Below are 20,580 nucleotides of genomic sequence, written 5' to 3'. Positions count from 1 at the left end.
CCCCATGTCTGCTGCCGCCGACGGCTTCCGCATGCCCGCCGAGTGGACCCCGCACGAGCGCACCTGGATGGCGTGGCCGGGCCCCAACCCCACCTTCGACAGCCCCGAGGACCTCGCCGCCTCCCGTGCCGCCTGGGCGGCGGTGGCCCGCGCGGTCCGCCGCTTCGAACCCGTCACCGTGGTGTGCGGCCCGGGCCAGTCCGCGCAGGCCGCCGAACTCCTCGGCCCCGGCGTCGACACCGTCGAGCGGGAACTCGACGACGCCTGGATGCGCGACATCGGGCCCACCTTCCTCACCGACGGGCAGGGCGGACTCGCCGCCGTCGACTGGACGTTCAACGGCTGGGGCGCCCAGCGCTGGGCCCGCTGGGAGCGCGACTCCAGGATCGGCGCCGAGGTCGCGGACCTCGCCGGCGCGAAGACGTACGCCTCCCGGCTGGTCAACGAGGGCGGCGCGATCCACGTCGACGGCGAGGGCACCGTGCTGCTCACCGAGACCGTGCAGCTCGGTCCCGAGCGCAACCCCGGCTGGAGCCGCGAGGAGGTCGAGGCGGAGATCCACGCCCAGCTCGGCACGGAGAAGGCCATCTGGCTGCCGCGCGGCCTGACCGGCGACTACCCCCCGCACGGCTTCGGCACCCTCGGCCACGTCGACATCGTCGCCGCCTTCGCCCGGCCCGGCGTGATCGTCGCCCACTCCCAGCAGGACCCCGCGCACCCCGACCACGAGGTCAGCCGGGAGGTCATCGGACTGCTGAGGGCCCAGACCGACGCGCGCGGGCGTGCCGTCGAGGTCGTCGAGGTCCCCGCCCCGACCGTCCTGGAGGCCGACGGCCACTGGGCCGACTACTCGTACATCAACCACTACCTCTGCAACGGCGGCGTCGTCCTGTGCGGCTTCGACGACCCGCGCGACGAGACCGCGGCGGACATCTTCCGGAAGCTGTTCCCCGAGCGGAGCGTGACCCTGGTGGACGCACGTACGATCTTCGCGGGCGGCGGTGGCATCCACTGCATCACCCAGCAGCAGCCGAAGGTCTGACAACAGGAGTCGCGGATGGCCGGTGCGCGGAAGAACGCGCCACCGCGCGAGGAGGTCCTCGCCGTCGCCATGGAGATGATCGCCGGGCGCGGTCTGGAGAACCTCACCATGGCGGCGCTCGGCCGTGAGGTCGGCATGAGCAGCGGCCACCTCCTCTACTACTTCCGCTCCAAGGGCGAGCTGCTGCTGCGCACCCTGGAATGGAGCGAGGGCCGCCTCGGCACCGAACGCGGCCGGCTGCTCGCCGCGCGCGGAACCGCCCGCGAGCGCCTGGACGCCTACGTCGACCTGTACGTCCCCGACGGCCCCCGGGACCCGCACTGGACCCTGTGGCTGGAGGTCTGGAACCACTCCCAGAACGCGGACGACGACGCCCGCGAACGGCAGGCCGCCATCGAGGGCGCCTGGCACCGGGACCTCGTCGCCCTGCTCGCCGAGGGCGTCTCGCGCGGCGAGTTCCGCCCCGTCGACGCGGACCGCTTCGGCGCCCGGCTGCGCGCCCTGCTGGACGGCTTCTCCATCCACGTGGCGATCGGCCTGCGCGGCACCGACCGCGAGCAGGTCCTGTCCCACGTGAAGGAGTTCCTCGACTCCTCGCTGGGCTGAACGGGTGTTTCGCCCGTCCCGGGCAGGTAGCCCAGTGCTCGCATCCTGAGACGCCGTGTGATCACGCGGGCGGTATGTGCCACACTGCCCCCGTGCTCTCGTTCGCCATGATTATTGGCAGCAGGCGCGCCGGTCCGCAGTGACCGCCACGCACGACCAGGTGCGGGCGGACACCGTCGTCCTCGACCCGCGCGCAGACCTCTCGCACCCGCGAGGGGTTTTTCGCGTTTCTGGCCCACCTTCAGCCGGGAGCGCGGCGCGCGCGGGATCATTGGGGGACGGTGGAGCCGGTCATTCCGGTAGGCCGAGTTTCAACACAGGAGTCTTGAGACCATGACGGAAACCAGCGAAGTCGACGATTCCTTCCACGTCTTCGACACGACGCTGCGCGACGGCGCGCAGCGCGAGGGCATCAACCTCACCGTGGCGGACAAGCTGGCCATCGCGCGGCACCTGGACGACTTCGGGGTGGGCTTCATCGAGGGCGGCTGGCCCGGCGCCAACCCCCGCGACACCGAGTTCTTCGCCCGCGCCCAGGAGGAGATCGACTTCCGGCACGCGAAGCTCGTGGCCTTCGGGGCCACCCGCAGGGCCGGCGGCAAGGCGAGCGAGGACCCCCAGGTCAAGGCACTCCTGGACTCCGGTGCCCCGGTGATCACGCTGGTCGCCAAGTCCCACGACCGGCACGTGGAGCTCGCGCTGCGCACCACGCTGGAGGAGAACCTGGAGATGGTCCGCGACACCGTCTCCCACCTGGTCGCCGAGGGCCGCCGCGTGTTCGTGGACTGCGAGCACTTCTTCGACGGCTACCGCGCCAACCCGCGGTACGCGAAGTCCGTGGTGCGCGCCGCGCACGAGGCCGGCGCCGACGTGGTGGTGCTGTGCGACACCAACGGCGGCATGCTCCCCGCCCAGGTCCAGGCCGTGGTCTCCACCGTCCTGGCCGACACCGGGGCCCGCCTCGGCATCCACGCCCAGGACGACACCGGCTGCGCCGTCGCCAACACCCTCGCCGCCGTCGACGCGGGCGCCACCCACGTCCAGTGCACCGCCAACGGCTACGGCGAGCGGGTCGGCAACTCCAACCTCTTCCCGGTGGTCGCCGCCCTGGAGCTCAAGTACGGCAAGAAGGTGCTCCCCGAGGGCGCGCTGCGGGAGATGACCCGGATCTCGCACGCGATCGCCGAGGTCGTCAACCTGACCCCCTCCACCCACCAGCCCTACGTGGGTGTCTCCGCCTTCGCGCACAAGGCCGGCCTGCACGCCTCCGCCATCAAGGTCGACCCCGACCTCTACCAGCACATCGACCCCGAGCAGGTCGGCAACACCATGCGCATGCTGGTCTCCGACATGGCCGGCCGCGCCTCCATCGAGCTCAAGGGCAAGGAACTGGGCGTCGACCTCGGCGGCGACCGCGAACTGGTCGGCCGGGTCGTGGAACGCGTCAAGGAGCGCGAACTGAAGGGCTACACCTACGAAGCCGCCGACGCCTCCTTCGAACTCCTGCTGCGCGCCGAGGCCGAGGGCAGGGTGCGCAGCTACTTCGAGGTCGAGTCCTGGCGGGCCATCGTCGAGGACCGCCCCGACGGCTCCCACGCCAACGAGGCCACGGTCAAGCTCTTCGCCAAGGGCGAGCGCATCGTCGCCACCGCCGAGGGGAACGGCCCGGTCAACGCCCTGGACCGCGCCCTGCGCGTGGGCCTGGAGCAGATCTACCCGCAGCTCGCCCGCCTGGAGCTGGTCGACTACAAGGTCCGCATCCTGGAGGGCAAGCACGGCACGCAGTCCACGACCCGCGTCCTGATCTCCACGTCCGACGGCGCGGGGGAGTGGTCCACGGTGGGCGTCGCCGAGAACGTCATCGCCGCCTCCTGGCAGGCACTGGAGGACGCCTACACCTACGGCCTCCTGCGGGCCGGGGTGGAACCCGCGTCGTAACCGGCCCGGACGCCGGCGGGGCGCGGGCGCACCCTCCGGCGCGGCCGGCCGTGAACGCCGGAGGGGCGGCGGAACCGCGCCCCTCCGGCGTTCGCCGTCTCCCGGCCGCGGCCGGAGCGCTACCGCAGCTGCCACTTCTGGTTGGCTGCGCCCGTGCACGACCAGATCTGCGCCCGCGCCCCGTTCGCCGACGAGTTGTCCGTCACGTCGAGGCACTTGTTCGCCGCGGTGTTGACCACGTCACCCGTCGACGAGTTGTACGACCACCGCTGGGCGCCCGAGCCGTTGCAGCCGTAGAGCTGGACCTTGGCGCCGTCGGACGTGGACCCCGACGTGACGTCGAGGCACTTCCCGAGCGCGCGCACCGAGCCGTCGGCCCCCACGGTCCAGGACTGCGCGGCGGTCCCGTTGCAGTCGTAGAGCTGCACCGCGGTGCCGTCGGCGCTCGACGCGCCCGCCACGTCGAGGCACTTGCCGGCCAGCCCGGTGAACGCGCCCGTCTGTCCGCCCCCGCCCGACGGGGTGCCGGACCAGGTGAAGGTCGCCGACGTCTTTCCGGGCAGCGAGTACGTCGCGTGCTGGCCGCCCCAGTTGACCGTGACCGTCTTCGCCGCCGCCCCGTCGTTGTAGGCGATCAGAGCCTTCGACCCGTCCGGGTTGCGCCAGGCGACGTTCGGGACGGCCGACGAGGCCGTGGAGGCGATCCGCTGCGCCCCGGGCCGGACGAACTTCGTCAGGTGCCCCATCGTGTAGTACTCGACCGTGTAGTCGACGGTCCCGCTCGCCCCGTCCCCGTTGTGCACGGTGATCAGCCCGGTGCAGGTGCCGCAGCCACCGTTGTGCGGGCCCTTGTTCTGGTCCACGGCGAGCGACCACTTGGTCACCGACTTCGCCCAGTTGCGGGTGTAGCCGACGATGTCGAGCATGTCCTCGCGCTGCTGGTTGGCGATCCAGGTGCCGCCCGAGTGCTCGGTCCCGAAGGCGTCGAGACCCGGGTACTGGTTGTGCACGGACGTCTGCTTCGCGATGTCACCGCCGTACCCGTGCCAGGCGATCCCGCCGAAGTTCGGGTGCGAGCGGACCGCCGCGTCGTCGACGGTCCGGGCGGCGTAGGAGTCGTACACGTCCCAGTTCCAGTCGTGGGCGAGCACCTTCGTGGACAGCCCGGCCGCCTGGAGCCTCGGCAGCAGCTCGCTCTTGGTGAAGTAGGCGAGTCCCGAGGCGTTCCAGCTCATCGACGGGTAGCCCGAGCAGCAGGTCGGCTCGTTCTGGGCGGTGACGTACGAGACGGGGACGCCCTGGTCCCGGTAGGCCTGGAGGTACTTCACGAAGTACGAGGCGTACGCGCCGTAGTGCTCGGCCTTCAGCCAGCCGCCGTTCAGCGCCCCGCTGTCCTTCATCCAGGCCGGTGCCGTCCACGGCGAGGCCATCACCGTCAGGGACGGGTTGAGCTGGAGCGCCTGCTTCGTGAGCGGTACCACGTCGGCCAGGTCGTGCGCGACGGAGAACCGCGTCAGGTCCGGGTCGCTCTGCCCGGCCGGCACGTCGTCGTAGGTGTAGCCGTAGCGCGCGAGGTCGGAGGCGCCCATCGGGTTGCGCAGGAAGGACAGTCCGATCCCGTCCGTGGGGGAGAAGAGCTTGCGCATCGTCGCGTCACGGGTGCTCTGGGACAGCGCGCCGCTGCCGTTCATCAGCCAGGCCGCGGTGTCCGTGAAGGACGCGCCGCCGCCGGTGAAGGTCTGGTAGCGGGTGTTCTCGTCGACGGTGATGTTCTCGCCGCCGCCGCCGCTGCCCGGCTGGAAGGCGAACGGGGCCTGGGCCTGGAGCCCGCGCACGACATGGCGTCCGCCGTCGTCGTCCGTCGTCGTCAGGTACGCGGTGACCTGTTCGCCCGCGGCGTGCGCGGGCGTGGCCGCCGTGAACCCGGCGGTGGCGAGCAGCCCGGCGACGATCAGCCGGGCCGCCCTGGTGGATCTCCTCATGGAGCGCCGCCCTTCTGGAGGTGGGGGTTGGGAGGCGTGCGAGGCGTGAGTAAATGACGGCTGTGAAGTCGCGTCAAGGGGTCGCGCGTTCAGATTTTGAAGGAACAACCGCCCTGATCCGGCCGGGACTTGGGTCTGTACCGGTTCTGACGTGAAGTCTTGACGGGTTGCCGGGGCACCAGTTAACTCACGCCGTGATCTAAGTCGTAAGAAGAGCGAGGAACGGAGCAGCACGTCATCGTCGGGAAGCACGTCGTCACCACCACGTGAGAGTCGAGGGGAACCCCATTGACCGGGCTCGATCGGAATTCCGTACGAAGAACCGCTCTGCTGGCCGGTGCCGCGCTGATCGCCGGACTGCTTCCGTTCGCCTCGGCGGGCACGGCGGCGGCCGATGATCCGGCGCCCGTCCCGATCGACCGCTTCGAGGGCGAGGTGCCCTTCGCGAACCAGCCCGCCGAGGGCATCTTCACCTGGGGCGGCGACAGCGACGACCCGCCGAAGCTAGCCCTGACCGCACGGTCCGACGCGCCCGAGGGCACCAAGGTCCTCACCGGCGACTACGACATCAGCGGCTACGGCGGGTTCACCCACGACTTCGCGGCGGACCGGCCCGCCCACGACTGGTCCGCGCACCAGGGCGTCCGCTTCTGGTGGGACGGCCGCGCCACCGGCAAGAAGATCACCTTCGAGATCAAGGACGGCGGCGCACACGGAGAGGCGTCGGAGCTGTGGACGACCTCCTTCACCGATGACTTCAGCGGCTGGAAACGGATCGAGATCCCCTTCGCCGACTTCGTCTACCGCACGGACTACCAGCCCGTCGGCGGAATCGACCACGTCCTCGGCCTGACCGGGATGTGGGGCTACGCCGTCAGCCTGCCGGCCGGCGTCCGGGGGCAGTTCGCCATGGACGGCGTCGAGCTGTACGGCAGGGCCGACCAGTCCCTGCGCGCCTCCGTCACCACCGACTCGGCGGTCTACCCGGTCGAGGAGGGCGGCACGGCGCGGGTGAGGATCTCCGTCGCCACCACGGGCTCCGCCCCGATCGGCGAGCCCGTGACCGTCGCGTACGAGAGCGCGGGCGGAGGCGCCCGGCCGGGCAGGGACTACACCCCCGTCAAGGGTGAGATCACCTTCCCGGCGGGCACGGCGTCCGGCGCGAGCCGCACCGTCGCCGTCCGGACCCTGCGCGACAAGTCCGCCGAAGCGGCCGAGACGATCCCCCTCAAGCTGACGGTGACCGGGGCCAAGGCCCCCGCCGAGACCCCGCAGGTCGTCGTCGACGCCCACGGGCTGCCGTATCTGAACCCGAAGCTGTCCGTGAAGAAGCGCGTCGCCGACCTGCTCTCCCGGATGTCCCTGGAGGAGAAGACCGGGCAGATGACCCAGGCCGAGCGCGGCGCGATCGGCACCGGCGGCGACATCGCCTCCTACGGCCTCGGGTCCCTGCTCTCCGGCGGCGGCTCCACGCCGACCCCCAACACGGCCGCGGCCTGGGCGAAGATGATCGACGGCTACCAGCTCCGGGCGCAGGCCACGCGGTTCCAGATCCCGCTGATCTACGGCGTGGACGCGGTGCACGGCCACAACAACCTCGTCGGCGCGACGGTCATGCCCCACAACATCGGCCTCGGCGCCACCCGTGACCCCGCCCTGGCCGGACGGACGGGCGCGGTGACCGCGGCCGAGGTCCGCGCCACCGGCGTCCCCTGGGACTTCGCCCCCTGCCTGTGCGTGTCACGCGACGAACGCTGGGGCCGCTCCTACGAGTCCTTCGGCGAGGACCCGGCGCTCGTGGAGTCCATGGAGACGGTCGTCCAGGGATTCCAGGGCGCCCGCGACGGCAGCGACCTGAAGGACGACGACAAGGTGCTCGCCACCGCCAAGCACTTCGTCGGCGACGGCGGCACCGGTTACGGCACGTCCACCACCGGCTCGTACACAGTGGACCAGGGCGTCACCAAGGTCACCCGCAAGGAACTGGAGGCCGTTCACCTGGCGCCGTTCCGGACCGCGGTCGACCGGGGCGTCGGCTCGGTCATGCCGTCCTTCTCCTCGCTCGACGTCGTCGGGGACGGCCGGGGCCCGGTGAAGATGCACGCCGATGCCGACATGATCAACGGCGCGCTCAAGGGCCGGATGGGCTTCGACGGCTTCGTGATCAGCGACTGGAACGCCATCGACCAGCTCCCCGGCGACTACGCCTCGCAGGTCCGCACCTCGGTCAACGCGGGCGTGGACATGATGATGGTGCCGTACTCGTACAAGGAGTTCAGCACGACGCTCACGGACGAGGCGAAGGCCGGCCGCGTCACCGGGCGGCGGATCGACGACGCCGTGGCGCGCATCCTCACCCAGAAGTTCGAGCTGGGCCTCTTCGAGAAGCCGTACGCGGACACGAGCGGCGCCTCGCGGATCGGCTCGGCCGCGCACCGGGCCGTCGCTCGGCAGGCGGCGGCCGAGTCCCAGGTCCTGCTGAAGAACGCGGGCGGCGCACTGCCGCTGAAGAAGTCCCAGAAGGTGTACGTCGCCGGTTCGAACGCCGACGACATCGGCAACCAGAGCGGCGGCTGGACCATCACCTGGCAGGGCTCGTCCGGGAACATCACCGAGGGCACGACGATCCTCCAGGGCATGCGGAACGCCGGCGGTGACGTCACCTACTCCAAGGACGCCTCGGCACCGACCGGCGGGTACGACGTCGGCGTGGTCGTCGTCGGCGAGACCCCGTACGCCGAGGGCGTCGGCGACGTCGGCAACGGCAACGACCTGGAGCTGACCGCGGCCGACAAGGCGGCCGTCGACAAGGTGTGCGCGGCCATGAAGTGCGCGGTGCTGATCGTCTCGGGCCGCCCGCAGCTCATCGGCGACCGGCTCGGCGACATCGACGCCCTCGTGGCCTCCTGGCTCCCGGGCACCGAGGGCGACGGCGTCGCGGACGTCCTCTACGGGAAGCGCGCCTTCACCGGGCAGCTCCCGGTCACCTGGCCGAAGTCCCAGTCCCAGCTCCCGATCAACGTCGGTGACACCTCCTACGACCCGCAGTTCCCGTACGGATGGGGGCTCACCACGCTGACGGAGACACCGAAGGGTGGCGCCACCACGCTCCGCCAGCTCGCCCGGGTGGCCGCGGCGGCGGAGCGGTCCGGCGCCGACGAGATCGCCCGCAGGGTCGTGACGAAGGCCCGCCTGCTCGTCCAGCAGAAGATCGGCACGTCGGTCACCGCGGCGAACGCGGGTCCCTTCGCGGACGCGGATCACCTGCTGCTGACCGGCCACTACGGGGAGGCGGTGGCGAAGCTGGCCCAGGCGTACCGCGCGGCGTGAGGGAGAAAGCGCAGGGCCGGCCGGGGCTGAACCGTCAGCCCCGGCCGGCCCGTGTTCCGGAGGCGGCGGGCCTCACTCTCCCGATGTCTGCTTTCGCCCCGGTTCGGGTACTTTCAAGGCATGAGGGCCGCACGCACCCGAGCACATCCAGGTCTGTGGGTCGCACTGATACTCGCGGCCCTGGCGACGGTGTGGCTCCCGGCGCCCCGGGCCCACGCCGCCACCGACGTCTCCACCGTCGCGGCGGCCCTGAAGGAGGGCCCGGTCTACGTGGACCCGGCAGCCTCCGGCCTGCTCTCCGCCCCGGAGGCCGACGCCCTCGCCGCCAAGATCGAGAAGGCGGACAAGCCGCTCTTCGTCGCCGTGCTCCCCGCGGACTTCCCCACCCAGGACCTCTTCCGGAACCTGCGCACCGACACCGGGATCACCGGCCTCTACGCGATCAGGCTGGGCGACCGCTTCGACGCCCGCGCCGACTCCGCCGTGATGTCCCGCTCGGCCGTGCAGAACCTCGTCGCCGGCGTCCAGGGCGTCTCGGACGCGAACACCCAGCTCAACGAGTTCACCGACCGCGCGCTCGCCGACATCCACGGTTCGGCCCCCGCGAGCTGGGGCGACGGTGCCGCGGACGGCGGAGGCGTCCCGACGGGAGCGCTGATCGCGGTCGGCGCGCTGGCCGTCGTCGGCGGCGCGGGCGCGTACACCGTCGTGCGGCGCAACCGGCGCCGCAAGGAGGAGGAGCAGCGCGCCGCGCTCGACCGGCTCCGCGTGGTCGTGGACGAGGACATCACCGCCTTCGGCGAGGAACTCGACCGGCTCGACTTCCATCCCGCGGAGGCCGGTGCCGACGACGCGATGCGCGCGGACTACGAACGCGCGCTGGACGCCTACGAACAGGCGAAGTCGTACATGGCCGAGGCCCGGCGGCCCGAGGACGTGCGCGCCGTGACCCAGGCCCTGGAGGAGGGCCGCTTCTCCCTCGCCGTGCTCGCGGCGCGCCGCGAGGGCCGCCCGGTCCCCGAACGCCGCGCGCCCTGCTTCTTCGACCCCCGGCACGGTCCGTCCGTCACGGACGCGGCCTGGACACCCGCCGGGGGAGCGCCCCGTGAGGTCCCGGTCTGCAAGGCGGACTGGATGCGCCTGACCGGTGGCGAGCAACCGGCGGTCCGCGAGGTCGAGACGGAGTACGGCCGCCGCCCGTACTGGGACGCGGGCCCGGCGTACGGCCCCTGGGCGGGCGGCTACTTCGGCGGCGGTGTGCTGCCGGGCCTGCTCGTCGGGACCGTGCTCGGCGGCATGATGGCGAGCCCCGGGTACGGCGCCGCGTACGGCACCGGCTACGGCGACTTCGGCGGTGGCCACGACGGGGGCGACGTCTCCGGCGCCGACTTCGACCCCGGCGACTTCGGGGGCGGCTTCGGCGACGGCGGCGGAGGCGACTTCGGCGGGGGCGGCGGCGACTTCGGGGGCGGCTTCTGAGGCCCGGCGCGCCCGGTGGTGCGCCCCGGCGGCGGATCGCCCGGAGACCGGCCCGCGGGCGGATCGTGGGAAGACACGAGAGCGCCCGCCTCCTCCGTACGGAGAAAGCGGGCGGGCGCGCTCGGGATGTCGCGGGGCCGGCCGGTGCCGGAAGGGTCGGCCCGGCGCGGGCCGGGGAGCCGGCCGCTCAGGCGGCGTCGCGGATCGCCGAGATGTCGAAGTTCAGCTTGATCTTGTCGGAGACGAGGACGCCACCGGTCTCCAGGGCCGCGTTCCAGGTGAGGCCCCACTCGGAGCGCAGGATCTCGGCCTTGCCCTCGAAGCCCACGCGCTCGTTGCCGAACGGGTCCTTCGCGGTGCCGTTGAACTCCAGGTCGATGCTGATCTGCCTGGTGGTGCCGAGGATCTCCAGGTCGCCGGTGATCCGGTAGTCGTCACCGCCGAGGGCCTCCGCCTTGGTGGAACGGAAGGTCATCACCGGGAACTCGTCGGTCTTGAAGAAGTCGGAGCTCTTGAGGTGGCCGTCGCGGTCGGCGGACCCGGTGTCGATGCTGTCCATCCTGATGTCGAGGGAGGCCGTGGACGCGGCGGGGTCGGAGCCGTCCAGGCGCAGCGTGCCCTCGAAGTCCTTGAACGAGCCCTTGACGTTGGTCACCATCGCGTGCCGGGCGACGAAGCCGATCGTCGAATGGGTCGGGTCGATGGTGTAGTCGCCGGTCAGCGCGGCGAGGTCCGGGCTGACGGCGGTGGCCGTCGCGACGGCGGAGGTGTCGGCGGTGTCGGTGGTCTTGCGGCCGAAGATGCCCATCAGATGCTCCTTGGGGGACGGGCCGCGGTTCCGGGGAGAACCACGGCGTCATTCTGTTGAATGTTCAACGAGGTCAACACGGGCAACCGTAGACCTATTCCGTTCAAGTTTCAACAGTGTCCGGAGCGTGCGCGACGCGTCACGGTGGGTCGCGCGCGCCCGGGACTCGGCGGACGCGCCCGGAACTCGGACGCGGTCCCCGTGTACCCCTGTACGGTCGGCCCAACAGGAGGTGCCGCCGTATGTCCGTGCGGCCGCCGGGGCGTCGCCCCGGGGCGTGCGAACCGCCGAATAGGGGTCCGCTTCACTCCGGTGACGGCATGTGCCCCTCGTGAATGCGAGGTGGCACCAGGTCGAACGGTTTGTGAGACCCCCACAACCCCATGCCCCTCCGGGCAGTCGGATCGCCTGCATGTGATGGTGGTTCTGTTCAGTGGCACCAGGAAAACGGTCCGGAGACTGTGCAGAGTCGACGGGCCTTTTTTCTTGATGGGCTTCGTATGGTCGCTACATGACCGTTTTGGACGAGGCCGACACCGCGAGCTCCACGCTCCCTTCAGACGAACCGACGGACGCGCGTGGCCGTGTGGCCGAACTGCACGCCATCCGTGCCCAGGCGCTGCAGGGTCCCAGCGAGAAGGCGACCGAGGCGCAGCACGCCAAGGGCAAGCTGACCGCCCGGGAGCGGATCGAGCTGCTGCTCGACGCGGGCTCGTTCCGGGAGGTCGAGCAGCTGCGCCGGCACCGGGCGACCGGGTTCGGCCTGGAGGCCAAGAAGCCCTACACCGACGGTGTCATCACCGGCTGGGGCACGGTCGAGGGCCGTACGGTCTTCGTGTACGCGCACGACTTCCGGATCTTCGGCGGCGCGCTGGGCGAGGCCCACGCCACGAAGATCCACAAGATCATGGACATGGCCATCGCGGCCGGCGCCCCGCTGGTGTCGCTGAACGACGGCGCCGGCGCCCGTATCCAGGAGGGCGTCTCCGCGCTCGCCGGCTACGGCGGCATCTTCCAGCGCAACACCAAGGCCTCCGGCGTCATCCCGCAGATCTCGGTGATGCTCGGCCCCTGTGCGGGCGGCGCGGCCTACAGCCCCGCGCTCACGGACTTCGTGTTCATGGTCCGCGAGACCTCGCAGATGTTCATCACCGGCCCGGACGTCGTCAAGGCGGTCACCGGCGAGGAGATCACCCAGAACGGCCTGGGCGGCGCCGACGTGCACGCCGAGACCTCCGGCGTCTGCCACTTCGCCTACGACGACGAGGAGACCTGCATCGCCGAGGTGCGCTACCTCCTGTCGATGCTGCCGCAGAACAACCGCGAGAACCCGCCGCGCGCGGAGTCCGCGGACCCGGCCGACCGCCGCAGCGAGGTGCTGCTGGACCTGGTCCCGGCCGACGGCAACCGTCCGTACGACATGACCAAGGTCATCGAGGAGCTCGTCGACGACGGCGACTACCTCGAGGTCCACGAGCGCTGGGCCCGCAACATCATCTGCGCGCTGGCCCGCCTCGACGGCCAGGTCGTCGGCATCGTCGCCAACCAGCCGCAGTCCCTGGCGGGTGTCCTCGACATCGAGGCGTCCGAAAAAGCTGCGCGCTTCGTCCAGATGTGTGACGCTTTCAACATCCCGATCATCACGCTGCTGGACGTGCCCGGCTTCCTCCCGGGTGTCGACCAGGAGCACGGCGGGATCATCCGGCACGGCGCGAAGCTGCTCTACGCGTACTGCAACGCGACGGTGCCGCGGATCTCCCTCATCCTGCGCAAGGCGTACGGAGGTGCCTACATCGTCATGGACAGCCAGTCCATCGGTGCCGACCTCACCTACGCCTGGCCGACGAACGAGATCGCCGTGATGGGCGCCGAGGGTGCCGCCAACGTCATCTTCCGCCGTCAGATCGCCGACGCCGCCGATCCCGAGGCCATGCGGGTCCGCATGGTCAAGGAGTACAAGTCCGAGCTGATGCACCCGTACTACGCGGCGGAGCGCGGCCTGGTGGACGACGTCATCGACCCCGCCGAGACCCGTGAGGTCCTGATCAGGTCGCTCGCGATGCTGCAGACGAAGCACGCGGACCTGCCCTCCCGCAAGCACGGCAACCCCCCGCAGTAACCCGGCGGATCCTCCGCGGTACCCCCGCGGAAACCTCTCTCCTGGAGACTGAAACCTATGAGCACTCCTGACATCCGCGTCGAGAAGGGCCACGCCGAGCCCGAGGAGGTCGCCGCCATCACGGCGATCCTCCTGGCCCGTGCCGCCTCCGCTCCCACTGATGCCTCCTCCCACCGTCCCCACCGCAAGGCGGGCTGGCGCCGGCTGGAGAGGGAGCCCGGCTTCCGGGCGCCGCACAGCTGGCGCTGAGTGTCCGACGCCGACAGCCCCGTCCTCCCGAGGGAGGACGGGGCTGTGGTGTGTCCGGGCGCGGGTCCGGGAGGCCCCTGGACGCCCTCCAGGGCCTCCAGGGGGCCGCGGCGGTTCCGGGGCGTTCCCCGGGCTGCCCGGCCGCCCAACGGGGCCGTACGGGGCGGGAGTTCGGCCACGTGTTCCCCTGCGGCCGGGCTCCGGACCTCCCCGGACCGTGGCGGTCCCGGGACGACGACGGCCCCTGCCTCTCCGGGCGGAGAGGCAGGGGCCGTCGTCGTGCGAGCGGGGGACGCTAGCGGAGGCGCGCCATGAGGGCGTGCTCGACCAGCGTGATCAGCGCCGACTTGGCGTCCGCGCGGTGGCGGGCGTCGGTCGTGATGATCGGGGCGTCCGGGCCGATCTGAAGGGCTTCGCGTACTTCCTCGGGCTGGTACGGCTGGTTGCCGTCGAAGCCGTTGAGGGCGATGACGAACGGCAGGCCGCTGTTCTCGAAGTAGTCGACCGCGGGGAAGCAGTCGGCCAGACGCCGGGTGTCCACCAGGACGATCGCGCCGATGGCGCCGCGGACCAGGTCGTCCCACATGAACCAGAAGCGGTCCTGACCGGGCGTACCGAAGAGGTACAGGATCAGGTCCTGGTCGAGGGTGATACGGCCGAAGTCCATGGCGACGGTCGTCGTCTTCTTGTCTCCGGTGTGCGTGAGGTCGTCGATGCCCGCCGAGGCGGACGTCATGACGGCTTCGGTGCGCAGCGGGTTGATCTCCGAGACGGCGCCGACGAACGTGGTCTTGCCCACGCCGAAGCCGCCCGCCACCACGATCTTCGCGGACGTGGTGGAGCGGGAAGGCCCTCCGCTAGAGCTTGCGAAGTCCACTGAGCACCCTTTCGAGCAAAGTCACGTCTGGCTGGCCGCCGGCGTTTTCGTCGCCGCCGGGCTGATGGATGGCGACCAGGCCCGCCTCCGCCAAGTCGGCGACGAGGATCCTGGCGACACCGAGAGGGATGGTCAGCAGGGCCGAGATCTCGGCCACCGACTTGATCTCCCGGCAGAGGTTGCAGATCCGCTGATGCTCGGGCAGCTGGCCCTGCATCTGGTGCGGCTGCGCGGTGGTGTGCACCAGCGCCTCGATGGCGAGCTGGTAACGCGGCCTGGTGCGGCCACCCGTCATGGCGTACGGACGCACCAGGGGGTTGTTGTTCGACCCTCCGGCGGGCGACGCCTCGGGAGAGCGTCGCTGCGGCTGCACGGGCTGGATGCGCGGTGCCGACGGCTGGTCGTACGGGGACGGCCCGGGGCCCTGCGGACCCTGGGGCGCGTACGGCTGCTGTCGCTGGCTGGGTGCGGAGGGAAAGTTGTACCTGTTGGGGTCGCCTGAACCGCCGCCCTGCCCCTGGCCGGGGCCGTACGACCAATTGCCCGAAGACGAACCGCCTGGGGGTGTTACCACTTTCTCTCCTCCTCCGACTGTGCCGGGCACCCAACGCTGGGACCGCGTCCCGAAACCTTACGGCCCCGGGACGACAATTCGCACCGTCTGTCTATTAGTTGAGAAGGCTGCCCTGGAGCTCCGCACGAAGATCCGGAGTGAGGACCGTGCCCGCACGGTCCACCAGAAGCGCCATCTCGTACCCAATGAGACCGATGTCCGCCTCAGGGTGTGCAAGTACTGCGAGTGAAGAACCATCCGAAATGGACATGAGGAAGAGGAATCCCCGCTCCATCTCCACAACGGTCTGGTTCACGTGGCCGCCCTCGAAGATACGGGACGCGCCCGCGGTCAAAGAGGTCAGACCGGACGCGACGGCCGCCAGCTGGTCGGCACGGTCGCGGGGAAAGCCTTCGGACATAGCCAGAAGGAGTCCATCGGCGGAGACCACCACTGTGTGCGACACACCAGGGGTGTTGTCCACGAAGTTGGTGATCAACCAGTTCAGGTTCTGTGCCGCCTGGCTCATCGGGCTCACACTAACGCTCCTGGTTGTAGGTGCTGTCAGAACCGAAGCCCTGACCGTTCGTCTCACTACCTGCACTGCGTCCCCGCTCGACACCGCGACGCAGGTTGCTCAGCCTGCCCCGGACGTCTTCGGGAGCGCGGGAGACCTGGGGGCCTCCCTGGGGGGTCGATTCCGCGGTTCCCTCGACCAGGTTGGCCTTGGGCACCCGCCGCGGCAGACCGGACGAGGTGACCCCGCCCGCCTTGGGCTTCTTCAGCGACTCGGCGCGCTGCCACCGATCGTCGTTCGACGACCGCCATTCGCCGCCCGCGTTCCCGGAGGACATGGGCGCCGCCTGCTCCCTCGGCGGTTCCGCGGGGCGCCGGGCGTTGCCGGCGGGGGCGGGTCCGCGGCGGGGGAGTCCCGCGTCGGTCATCGTGTGGGGGGCCGAAGTGGCCGGTCCCGGACGACCAAAGCCTACGCTGTTCTGCTCGCCCGCGTCAGCGACCTGCGGAGATTCCGCTTGCGGAGCGTAGCCGGGCTGGTACCCGCCCTGGTACGCGTCCTGCTGCGGCCAGTCGTCCTGGTAGGACGGCTCACCGAAGCCCGACATCGTCTCGGGGGCGGATCCACCCGGTCCGGCGTGCTCCTGCTGGACCGGCTCCGTGTAGGAGGGTTCAGGGTAGCCGCCGTTGGACGGGAAGTACGCCTCGTCGTACGCAGCCTGCTGCGGCTCCTCGTACGACGTCTGCTGGTCGTACGTGGTCTGCTGCTCCTCGTGCACGCCCTGGGCGCCGTCGTACGCCGGGGCGCCGTCGAAGGACTGCTGTCCCTCGTCGTACGCGGGCGCCTGCTGGGCGTCGAAGCCGTCCGCGAAGTCCTGGGAGCCCTCGATGGCCTCCGGACCCTGCGTCTGGGCCTCCAGGGCCGCACGGCGGCCCTCACGCATCAGGGAGCGGCCCACGGGGTCCAGATCGCGGATGTCGTCCGGGACCTCGTAGCGGCTGTCGTCGAAACCGAGGTCCGCGGCGGTCAGCACGGGCTGCTGCTGCTGGGCGCCGAAGTTCTCGCCCGGGAACTGCTGCTGCTGCTCGGGGATGATCTGCGACACGGTGAACTCGTCGCCCATCGGCTGCTGCTCGCCACCGCCACCGTGGGTGATGGCGTCGGGGAGCATGACCAGCGAGGTGGTGCCGGCCTGCTCGCCCGAGGGGCGGAGCTGGACGCGGATGCCGTGGCGGTCGGACAGACGGCCGACCACGAAGAGGCCCATGCGCTGCGAGATCGCGGCGTCCACGGTCGGCGGGTTGGCCAGCTTGTGGTTGATGTCCGCGAAGTCCTCGGCGGTGAGGCCGATGCCCTTGTCGTGGATCTCGACCATCACGCGGCCGTCGGGGAGACGGGTCGCGGTGACGCGGACCTTGGTCTGGGGCGAGGAGAACGTGGTGGCGTTCTCAAGGAGCTCGGCGAGCAGGTGCACGAGGTCGGTCACGGCGCGGCCGTGGATCTCGGCCTCCGGGACGCCGGAGAGCTCGATGCGCTCGTACTGCTCCACCTCGGAGGAGGCGGCGCGCAGGACGTCGACCAGCGGGACCGGCTGGTCCCAGCGGCGGCCGGGCTCCTCGCCGGCGAGGACGAGGAGGTTCTCGCCGTTGCGGCGCATACGGGTCGCGAGGTGGTCCAGGCGGAAGAGGTTCTCCAGCTGGTCCGGGTCGGCCTCGTTGTTCTCCAGGTCGGTGATCAGGGTCAGCTGGCCCTCGATCAGCGACTGGTTGCGGCGCGAGAGGTTGGTGAAGATCGCGTTGATGTTGCCTCGCAGGAGGGCCTGCTCGGCGGCCAGTCGCACGGCCTCGCGGTGGACCTGGTCGAACGCGCGGGCGACTTCGCCGATCTCGTCCGTGGTGGTGATCGGGATCGGCTGCACGCGGGTGTCGACCCGGCCGGGGTCGGTGCGCGAGAGCTGGTCGACCAGCATCGGCAGGCGCTGCTCGGCGACGTTGAAGGCGGCGCTGCGGAGCTGGCGCATCGAGCGGCTCATCTGGCGGGCCACCATGCCGGCGAGGATGAACGCGGCGAGCAGGGCGACGACGACGATGGCGCCGGTGATGAAGGCGTCGGTCCGTGCGCTGTCGGAGATGTCACCGGCCTCGGCCACGGCCTTGTCGGCGAGGTCGGACTCGATCTGGCGGTACGCGTTGTACTTGGCGGTGTTGACCGCCATCCAGTTCTGCGCGGTGACGCCCTTCGCGGCGAGTGCCTGACGGTCGCTCTCCAGCGGGGACGCGAGCCCGGAGAGTGCCTTGACCATCTCGGTGTCGCCCGTGGGCGGCGGCACGTAGTTCGGGTCGGCGGCCGCGGCCTCGCGGGCCTTCGTCGTCAGGTCCGCCTTGATCTTCGCGGCGGCCTCGTCGAGCTTGGCCGCGTCGGCCTCGGTGCCACCACCCTTGTACTCCTCGATGGCGATGCCCTCGAGGTAGGCGTACGAGGACAGGGCGACGCGCTGGCTGGAGAGGCTGGCGATGCCGGGGCCCGGCTTGACCAGCAGGTGCGTGCCGATGGACCGCTCCAGCGACAGGGCGGCCTTGGACAGCGAGATCGCGTAGACCGTACGGCCGTAGCTGGTGATGTTTCCGGTGCCCAGGCCGAGCTCGTTGGCGAACTCCATCAGCGGGTGCTGGATCTGGAGGTAGCCCTCTTCGGTCTTCACACCGGGAAGCGCGGTGGTGTACGCGGCGGCCCGCAGCTTCGTGAGGCCGGGTTCGACGCCGCGGAAGACGTCCAGGCGGCGCTGCAGGCCCGGAGTCTGGGGCATGTCCTTGACGGCCTCTTCGAAGGCGTCGGCAGCCAGGTCGGTCTCTCGTCGGACCTTGACGACGGTGGGGTCGCTCTTGCCCTTGCCGGACAGCAGGGGCGCGGCGCTGAGGTCGCGCTCCTCGAACAGCTTGTCGCCGTACGTCAGTGCCGCCTGCACGAGGCGCGCCGTCTTCTCGGCGTCCTGGGCTTCCTGCCAGGTGTCGATCGAGCCCTTCACCTGGAAGCCGCCCATGACGAGGCCGACCACCACGGGTATGAGCAGGATCGCGTTCAGCCTGGTCGGCACGCGCCAGTTGCGCGGGGAGAATCGGCCCCCGCTCGGCGCGGGCGCCGGCGTGGGCTCGGGGCCGGCGACTTGTGCGGGCGCCGCTCCGCGCGCCGGCGGGGTGAAGTTGCCCCGTGCCGACGGCTCGGGACCGTTCATGCTTCGCCTCACTCGACCAACAACCTCTCGGCGTCGGCACCCACTGTGTGCCGCCGTATCTACCAGCGCCCTTGACTACTGGGCAGTTCAGCGCATTCCAGCACGCCAAGCAGCGCCATTCCAAACACTCGGACCGGTTGATTCCGAGTGGCGCTGACCACGGATAAAACGGTCATAAAGAGCGAGCCCCGCCAAAAGACGGGGCTTTCATGAACGCAGCGGCACCGGGTGACCGCTATGCGTGTCAGGGCCAGCGAAATTCTCTGTCGAAACGTTATGAACACCGAGGCCGGCCGTGTCAAATGACACAGCCGGCTCCAATGTGACTACGACAACTTCCATACAGGGCCGTCTACTTGATCACTAACGCAGTCGGGCCATGAGGGCGTGCTCGACCAGGGTGATCAGAGCGCTCTTCGCATCTGCACGGTGTCGCGCGTCCGTCGTGATGATCGGGGCGTCCGGGCCGATCTGAAGGGCCTCGCGTACTTCCTCGGGCTGGTACGGCTGGTGACCGTCGAAGCCGTTGAGGGCGATGACGAACGGCAGGCCGCTGTTCTCGAAGTAGTCGACCGCGGGGAAGCAGTCGGCGAGACGCCGGGTGTCCACCAGGACCACGGCGCCGATGGCGCCGCGGACCAGGTCGTCCCACATGAACCAGAAGCGGTCCTGGCCCGGCGTACCGAAGAGGTACAGGATCAGGTCCTGGTCGAGGGTGATACGACCGAAGTCCATGGCCACCGTGGTGGTGGTCTTGCCCCCGGTGTGGGTGAGGTCGTCGATGCCCGCCGAGGCGGAGGTCATGACGGCCTCGGTACGCAGGGGGTTGATCTCGGAGACGGCACCCACGAACGTGGTCTTGCCTACGCCGAAACCACCCGCTACGACGATCTTCGCGGAGGTGGTCGCCCGGCCTCCGTCAGAGCTTGCGAAGTCCACTGAGCACCCTTTCGAGCAGTGTCACGTCCGGCGCGCCACCGTTGTTCTCATCGCCGCCAGGCTGGTGAATGGCGACAAGTCCGGCCTCGGCGAGGTCCGCGACAAGGATCCTGGCCACGCCGAGCGGCATGCCCAGGAGGGCCGACACCTCGGCCACCGACTTCACTTCCTGGCACAGATGGCAGATGCGCTGGTGTTCGGGGAGCAGTCCCATCAGCTGGGCCGGATCGGCCGTGGTGCTGATCAGAGCCTCTATGGCCAGTTGGTACCGCGGCCTGGTCCGGCCGCCGGTCATCGCGTACGGACGTACCAGCGGCTGGTCGCCCTCATCCCCGTACGACTCGGCGTACGGATCATGAGAGGCGGGGGGCGGGGTCATGAATCCTCCGGGCGGGACAGCAAGTCGGTCAGTCGTGCCGTCTGTTGGGGCCGGTGGGGGGATTGTGGCGGCCGGACGGTGATTTCGTGCGGTGTCTGGATCCGGCGGCGGTCAGTGAAGCAGACTGCCTTGAAGTTCGGCACGCAGGTCCGGCGTGAGGACGGCGCCCGCACGGTCGACGAGCAGTGCCATCTCGTAGCCGACGAGGCCGATGTCGCACTCCGGGTGGGAGAGGACCGCGAGGGACGAGCCGTCCGAGACGGACATGAGGAAGAGGAATCCCCGCTCCATCTCCACGACGCTCTGGTTCACGTGGCCGCCCTCGAAGATGCGGGACGCGCCCGCGGTCAAAGAGGTCAGACCGGACGCGACGGCCGCGAGCTGGTCGGCGCGGTCGCGGGGAAAGCCTTCGGACATCGCCAGAAGGAGTCCGTCGGCGGACACGACGACGGTGTGGGACACCCCGGGGGTGTTGTCCACGAAGTTGGTGATCAACCAGTTGAGGTTCTGTGCCGCCTGGCTCATCGGGCTCA

Annotated in this window: 16 protein-coding genes; 7 read left to right on the top strand and 9 right to left on the bottom strand. The window is 70.4% G+C overall.

Going from position 1 to position 20,580, the window contains the following annotated elements; genetic code table 11:
- Positions 1 to 4 precede the first annotated feature (4 nt).
- The 3 genes from ACFW6B_RS04805 to cimA all read left to right on the top strand — a co-directional run bounded on the left by ACFW6B_RS04805 (position 5) and on the right by cimA (position 3,586).
- The gene (locus tag ACFW6B_RS04805; protein ID WP_386592009.1) at positions 5 to 1,042 is read left to right on the top strand and encodes an agmatine/peptidylarginine deiminase; all 1,038 of its coding nucleotides are present in this window, start codon (positions 5 to 7) and stop codon (positions 1,040 to 1,042) included.
- A 15-nt stretch (positions 1,043 to 1,057) separates the two neighbouring features.
- Positions 1,058 to 1,648 carry a TetR/AcrR family transcriptional regulator gene (locus ACFW6B_RS04800; RefSeq protein WP_386592007.1) on the top strand — a complete coding sequence of 197 codons (591 nt, stop codon included), beginning with the start codon at positions 1,058 to 1,060 and terminating at the stop codon, positions 1,646 to 1,648.
- Positions 1,649 to 1,981: 333 nt separating this feature from the next.
- Positions 1,982 to 3,586 (top strand): citramalate synthase, encoded by a 1,605-nt coding sequence (gene cimA, locus ACFW6B_RS04795; protein ID WP_386592005.1) that lies wholly within the window; start codon positions 1,982 to 1,984, stop codon positions 3,584 to 3,586.
- 119 nt (positions 3,587 to 3,705) lie between these two features.
- Here cimA and ACFW6B_RS04790 read toward each other — a convergent pair whose 3' ends face one another.
- The gene (locus ACFW6B_RS04790; protein WP_386592002.1) at positions 3,706 to 5,568 is read right to left on the bottom strand and encodes a ricin-type beta-trefoil lectin domain protein; all 1,863 of its coding nucleotides are present in this window, start codon (positions 5,566 to 5,568) and stop codon (positions 3,706 to 3,708) included.
- Positions 5,569 to 5,856: 288 nt separating this feature from the next.
- Here ACFW6B_RS04790 and ACFW6B_RS04785 point away from each other — a divergent pair, with 288 nt between their 5' ends.
- Both ACFW6B_RS04785 and ACFW6B_RS04780 read left to right on the top strand, forming a co-directional pair.
- Complete coding sequence (locus ACFW6B_RS04785) at positions 5,857 to 8,898, top strand: carbohydrate binding domain-containing protein (protein ID WP_386592000.1); 3,042 nt, start codon at positions 5,857 to 5,859, stop codon at positions 8,896 to 8,898.
- A 120-nt stretch (positions 8,899 to 9,018) separates the two neighbouring features.
- The gene (locus ACFW6B_RS04780; protein ID WP_386591998.1) at positions 9,019 to 10,377 is read left to right on the top strand and encodes a hypothetical protein; all 1,359 of its coding nucleotides are present in this window, start codon (positions 9,019 to 9,021) and stop codon (positions 10,375 to 10,377) included.
- 187 nt (positions 10,378 to 10,564) lie between these two features.
- On the opposite strand, the gene ACFW6B_RS04775 is transcribed toward ACFW6B_RS04780, so the two are convergent.
- On the bottom strand, positions 10,565 to 11,185 hold the full coding sequence (locus ACFW6B_RS04775) for a YceI family protein (RefSeq protein WP_386591996.1): 621 nt from the start codon (positions 11,183 to 11,185) through the stop codon (positions 10,565 to 10,567).
- A 511-nt stretch (positions 11,186 to 11,696) separates the two neighbouring features.
- Between ACFW6B_RS04775 and ACFW6B_RS04770 the strand changes: the two genes are divergently transcribed.
- Complete coding sequence (locus ACFW6B_RS04770) at positions 11,697 to 13,304, top strand: acyl-CoA carboxylase subunit beta (RefSeq protein WP_386591993.1); 1,608 nt, start codon at positions 11,697 to 11,699, stop codon at positions 13,302 to 13,304.
- Between the two features lie 57 nt (positions 13,305 to 13,361).
- A complete protein-coding gene (locus ACFW6B_RS04765; protein WP_386591991.1) occupies positions 13,362 to 13,553 on the top strand; it encodes an acyl-CoA carboxylase subunit epsilon in 192 nt (63 codons plus the stop codon).
- A 295-nt stretch (positions 13,554 to 13,848) separates the two neighbouring features.
- Here ACFW6B_RS04765 and ACFW6B_RS04760 read toward each other — a convergent pair whose 3' ends face one another.
- From ACFW6B_RS04760 to ACFW6B_RS04730, 7 genes are all read right to left on the bottom strand, one after another.
- The gene (locus ACFW6B_RS04760) at positions 13,849 to 14,430 is read right to left on the bottom strand and encodes an ATP/GTP-binding protein (RefSeq protein ID WP_151472110.1); all 582 of its coding nucleotides are present in this window, start codon (positions 14,428 to 14,430) and stop codon (positions 13,849 to 13,851) included.
- Positions 14,411 to 15,004, bottom strand: a complete 594-nt coding sequence (locus ACFW6B_RS04755) for a DUF742 domain-containing protein (protein WP_386591989.1) — start codon at positions 15,002 to 15,004, stop codon at positions 14,411 to 14,413. Before ACFW6B_RS04755 ends, ACFW6B_RS04760 begins: the two co-directional genes overlap by 20 nt.
- A 94-nt stretch (positions 15,005 to 15,098) precedes the next feature.
- Positions 15,099 to 15,512, bottom strand: coding sequence for a roadblock/LC7 domain-containing protein (locus ACFW6B_RS04750; protein ID WP_037625176.1), 414 nt, complete (start codon positions 15,510 to 15,512; stop codon positions 15,099 to 15,101).
- A gap of 10 nt (positions 15,513 to 15,522) precedes the next feature.
- Positions 15,523 to 18,741, bottom strand: coding sequence for a nitrate- and nitrite sensing domain-containing protein (locus tag ACFW6B_RS04745; RefSeq protein WP_386591987.1), 3,219 nt, complete (start codon positions 18,739 to 18,741; stop codon positions 15,523 to 15,525).
- Positions 18,742 to 19,092: 351 nt separating this feature from the next.
- The gene (locus ACFW6B_RS04740) at positions 19,093 to 19,668 is read right to left on the bottom strand and encodes an ATP/GTP-binding protein (protein WP_386591985.1); all 576 of its coding nucleotides are present in this window, start codon (positions 19,666 to 19,668) and stop codon (positions 19,093 to 19,095) included.
- Entirely contained in the window at positions 19,649 to 20,047 is a 399-nt protein-coding gene (locus ACFW6B_RS04735) for a DUF742 domain-containing protein (protein ID WP_386591983.1), read from the bottom strand. Before ACFW6B_RS04735 ends, ACFW6B_RS04740 begins: the two co-directional genes overlap by 20 nt.
- Before the next feature lie 111 nt (positions 20,048 to 20,158).
- Positions 20,159 to 20,572 (bottom strand): roadblock/LC7 domain-containing protein, encoded by a 414-nt coding sequence (locus tag ACFW6B_RS04730; RefSeq protein ID WP_386592182.1) that lies wholly within the window; start codon positions 20,570 to 20,572, stop codon positions 20,159 to 20,161.
- Positions 20,573 to 20,580: the final 8 nt, after the last annotated feature.

Source organism: Streptomyces sp. NPDC058751, from assembly GCF_042746485.1.
Taxonomy (GTDB): domain Bacteria; phylum Actinomycetota; class Actinomycetes; order Streptomycetales; family Streptomycetaceae; genus Streptomyces.
This window is presented reverse-complemented; position numbering and strand designations above follow the sequence as displayed.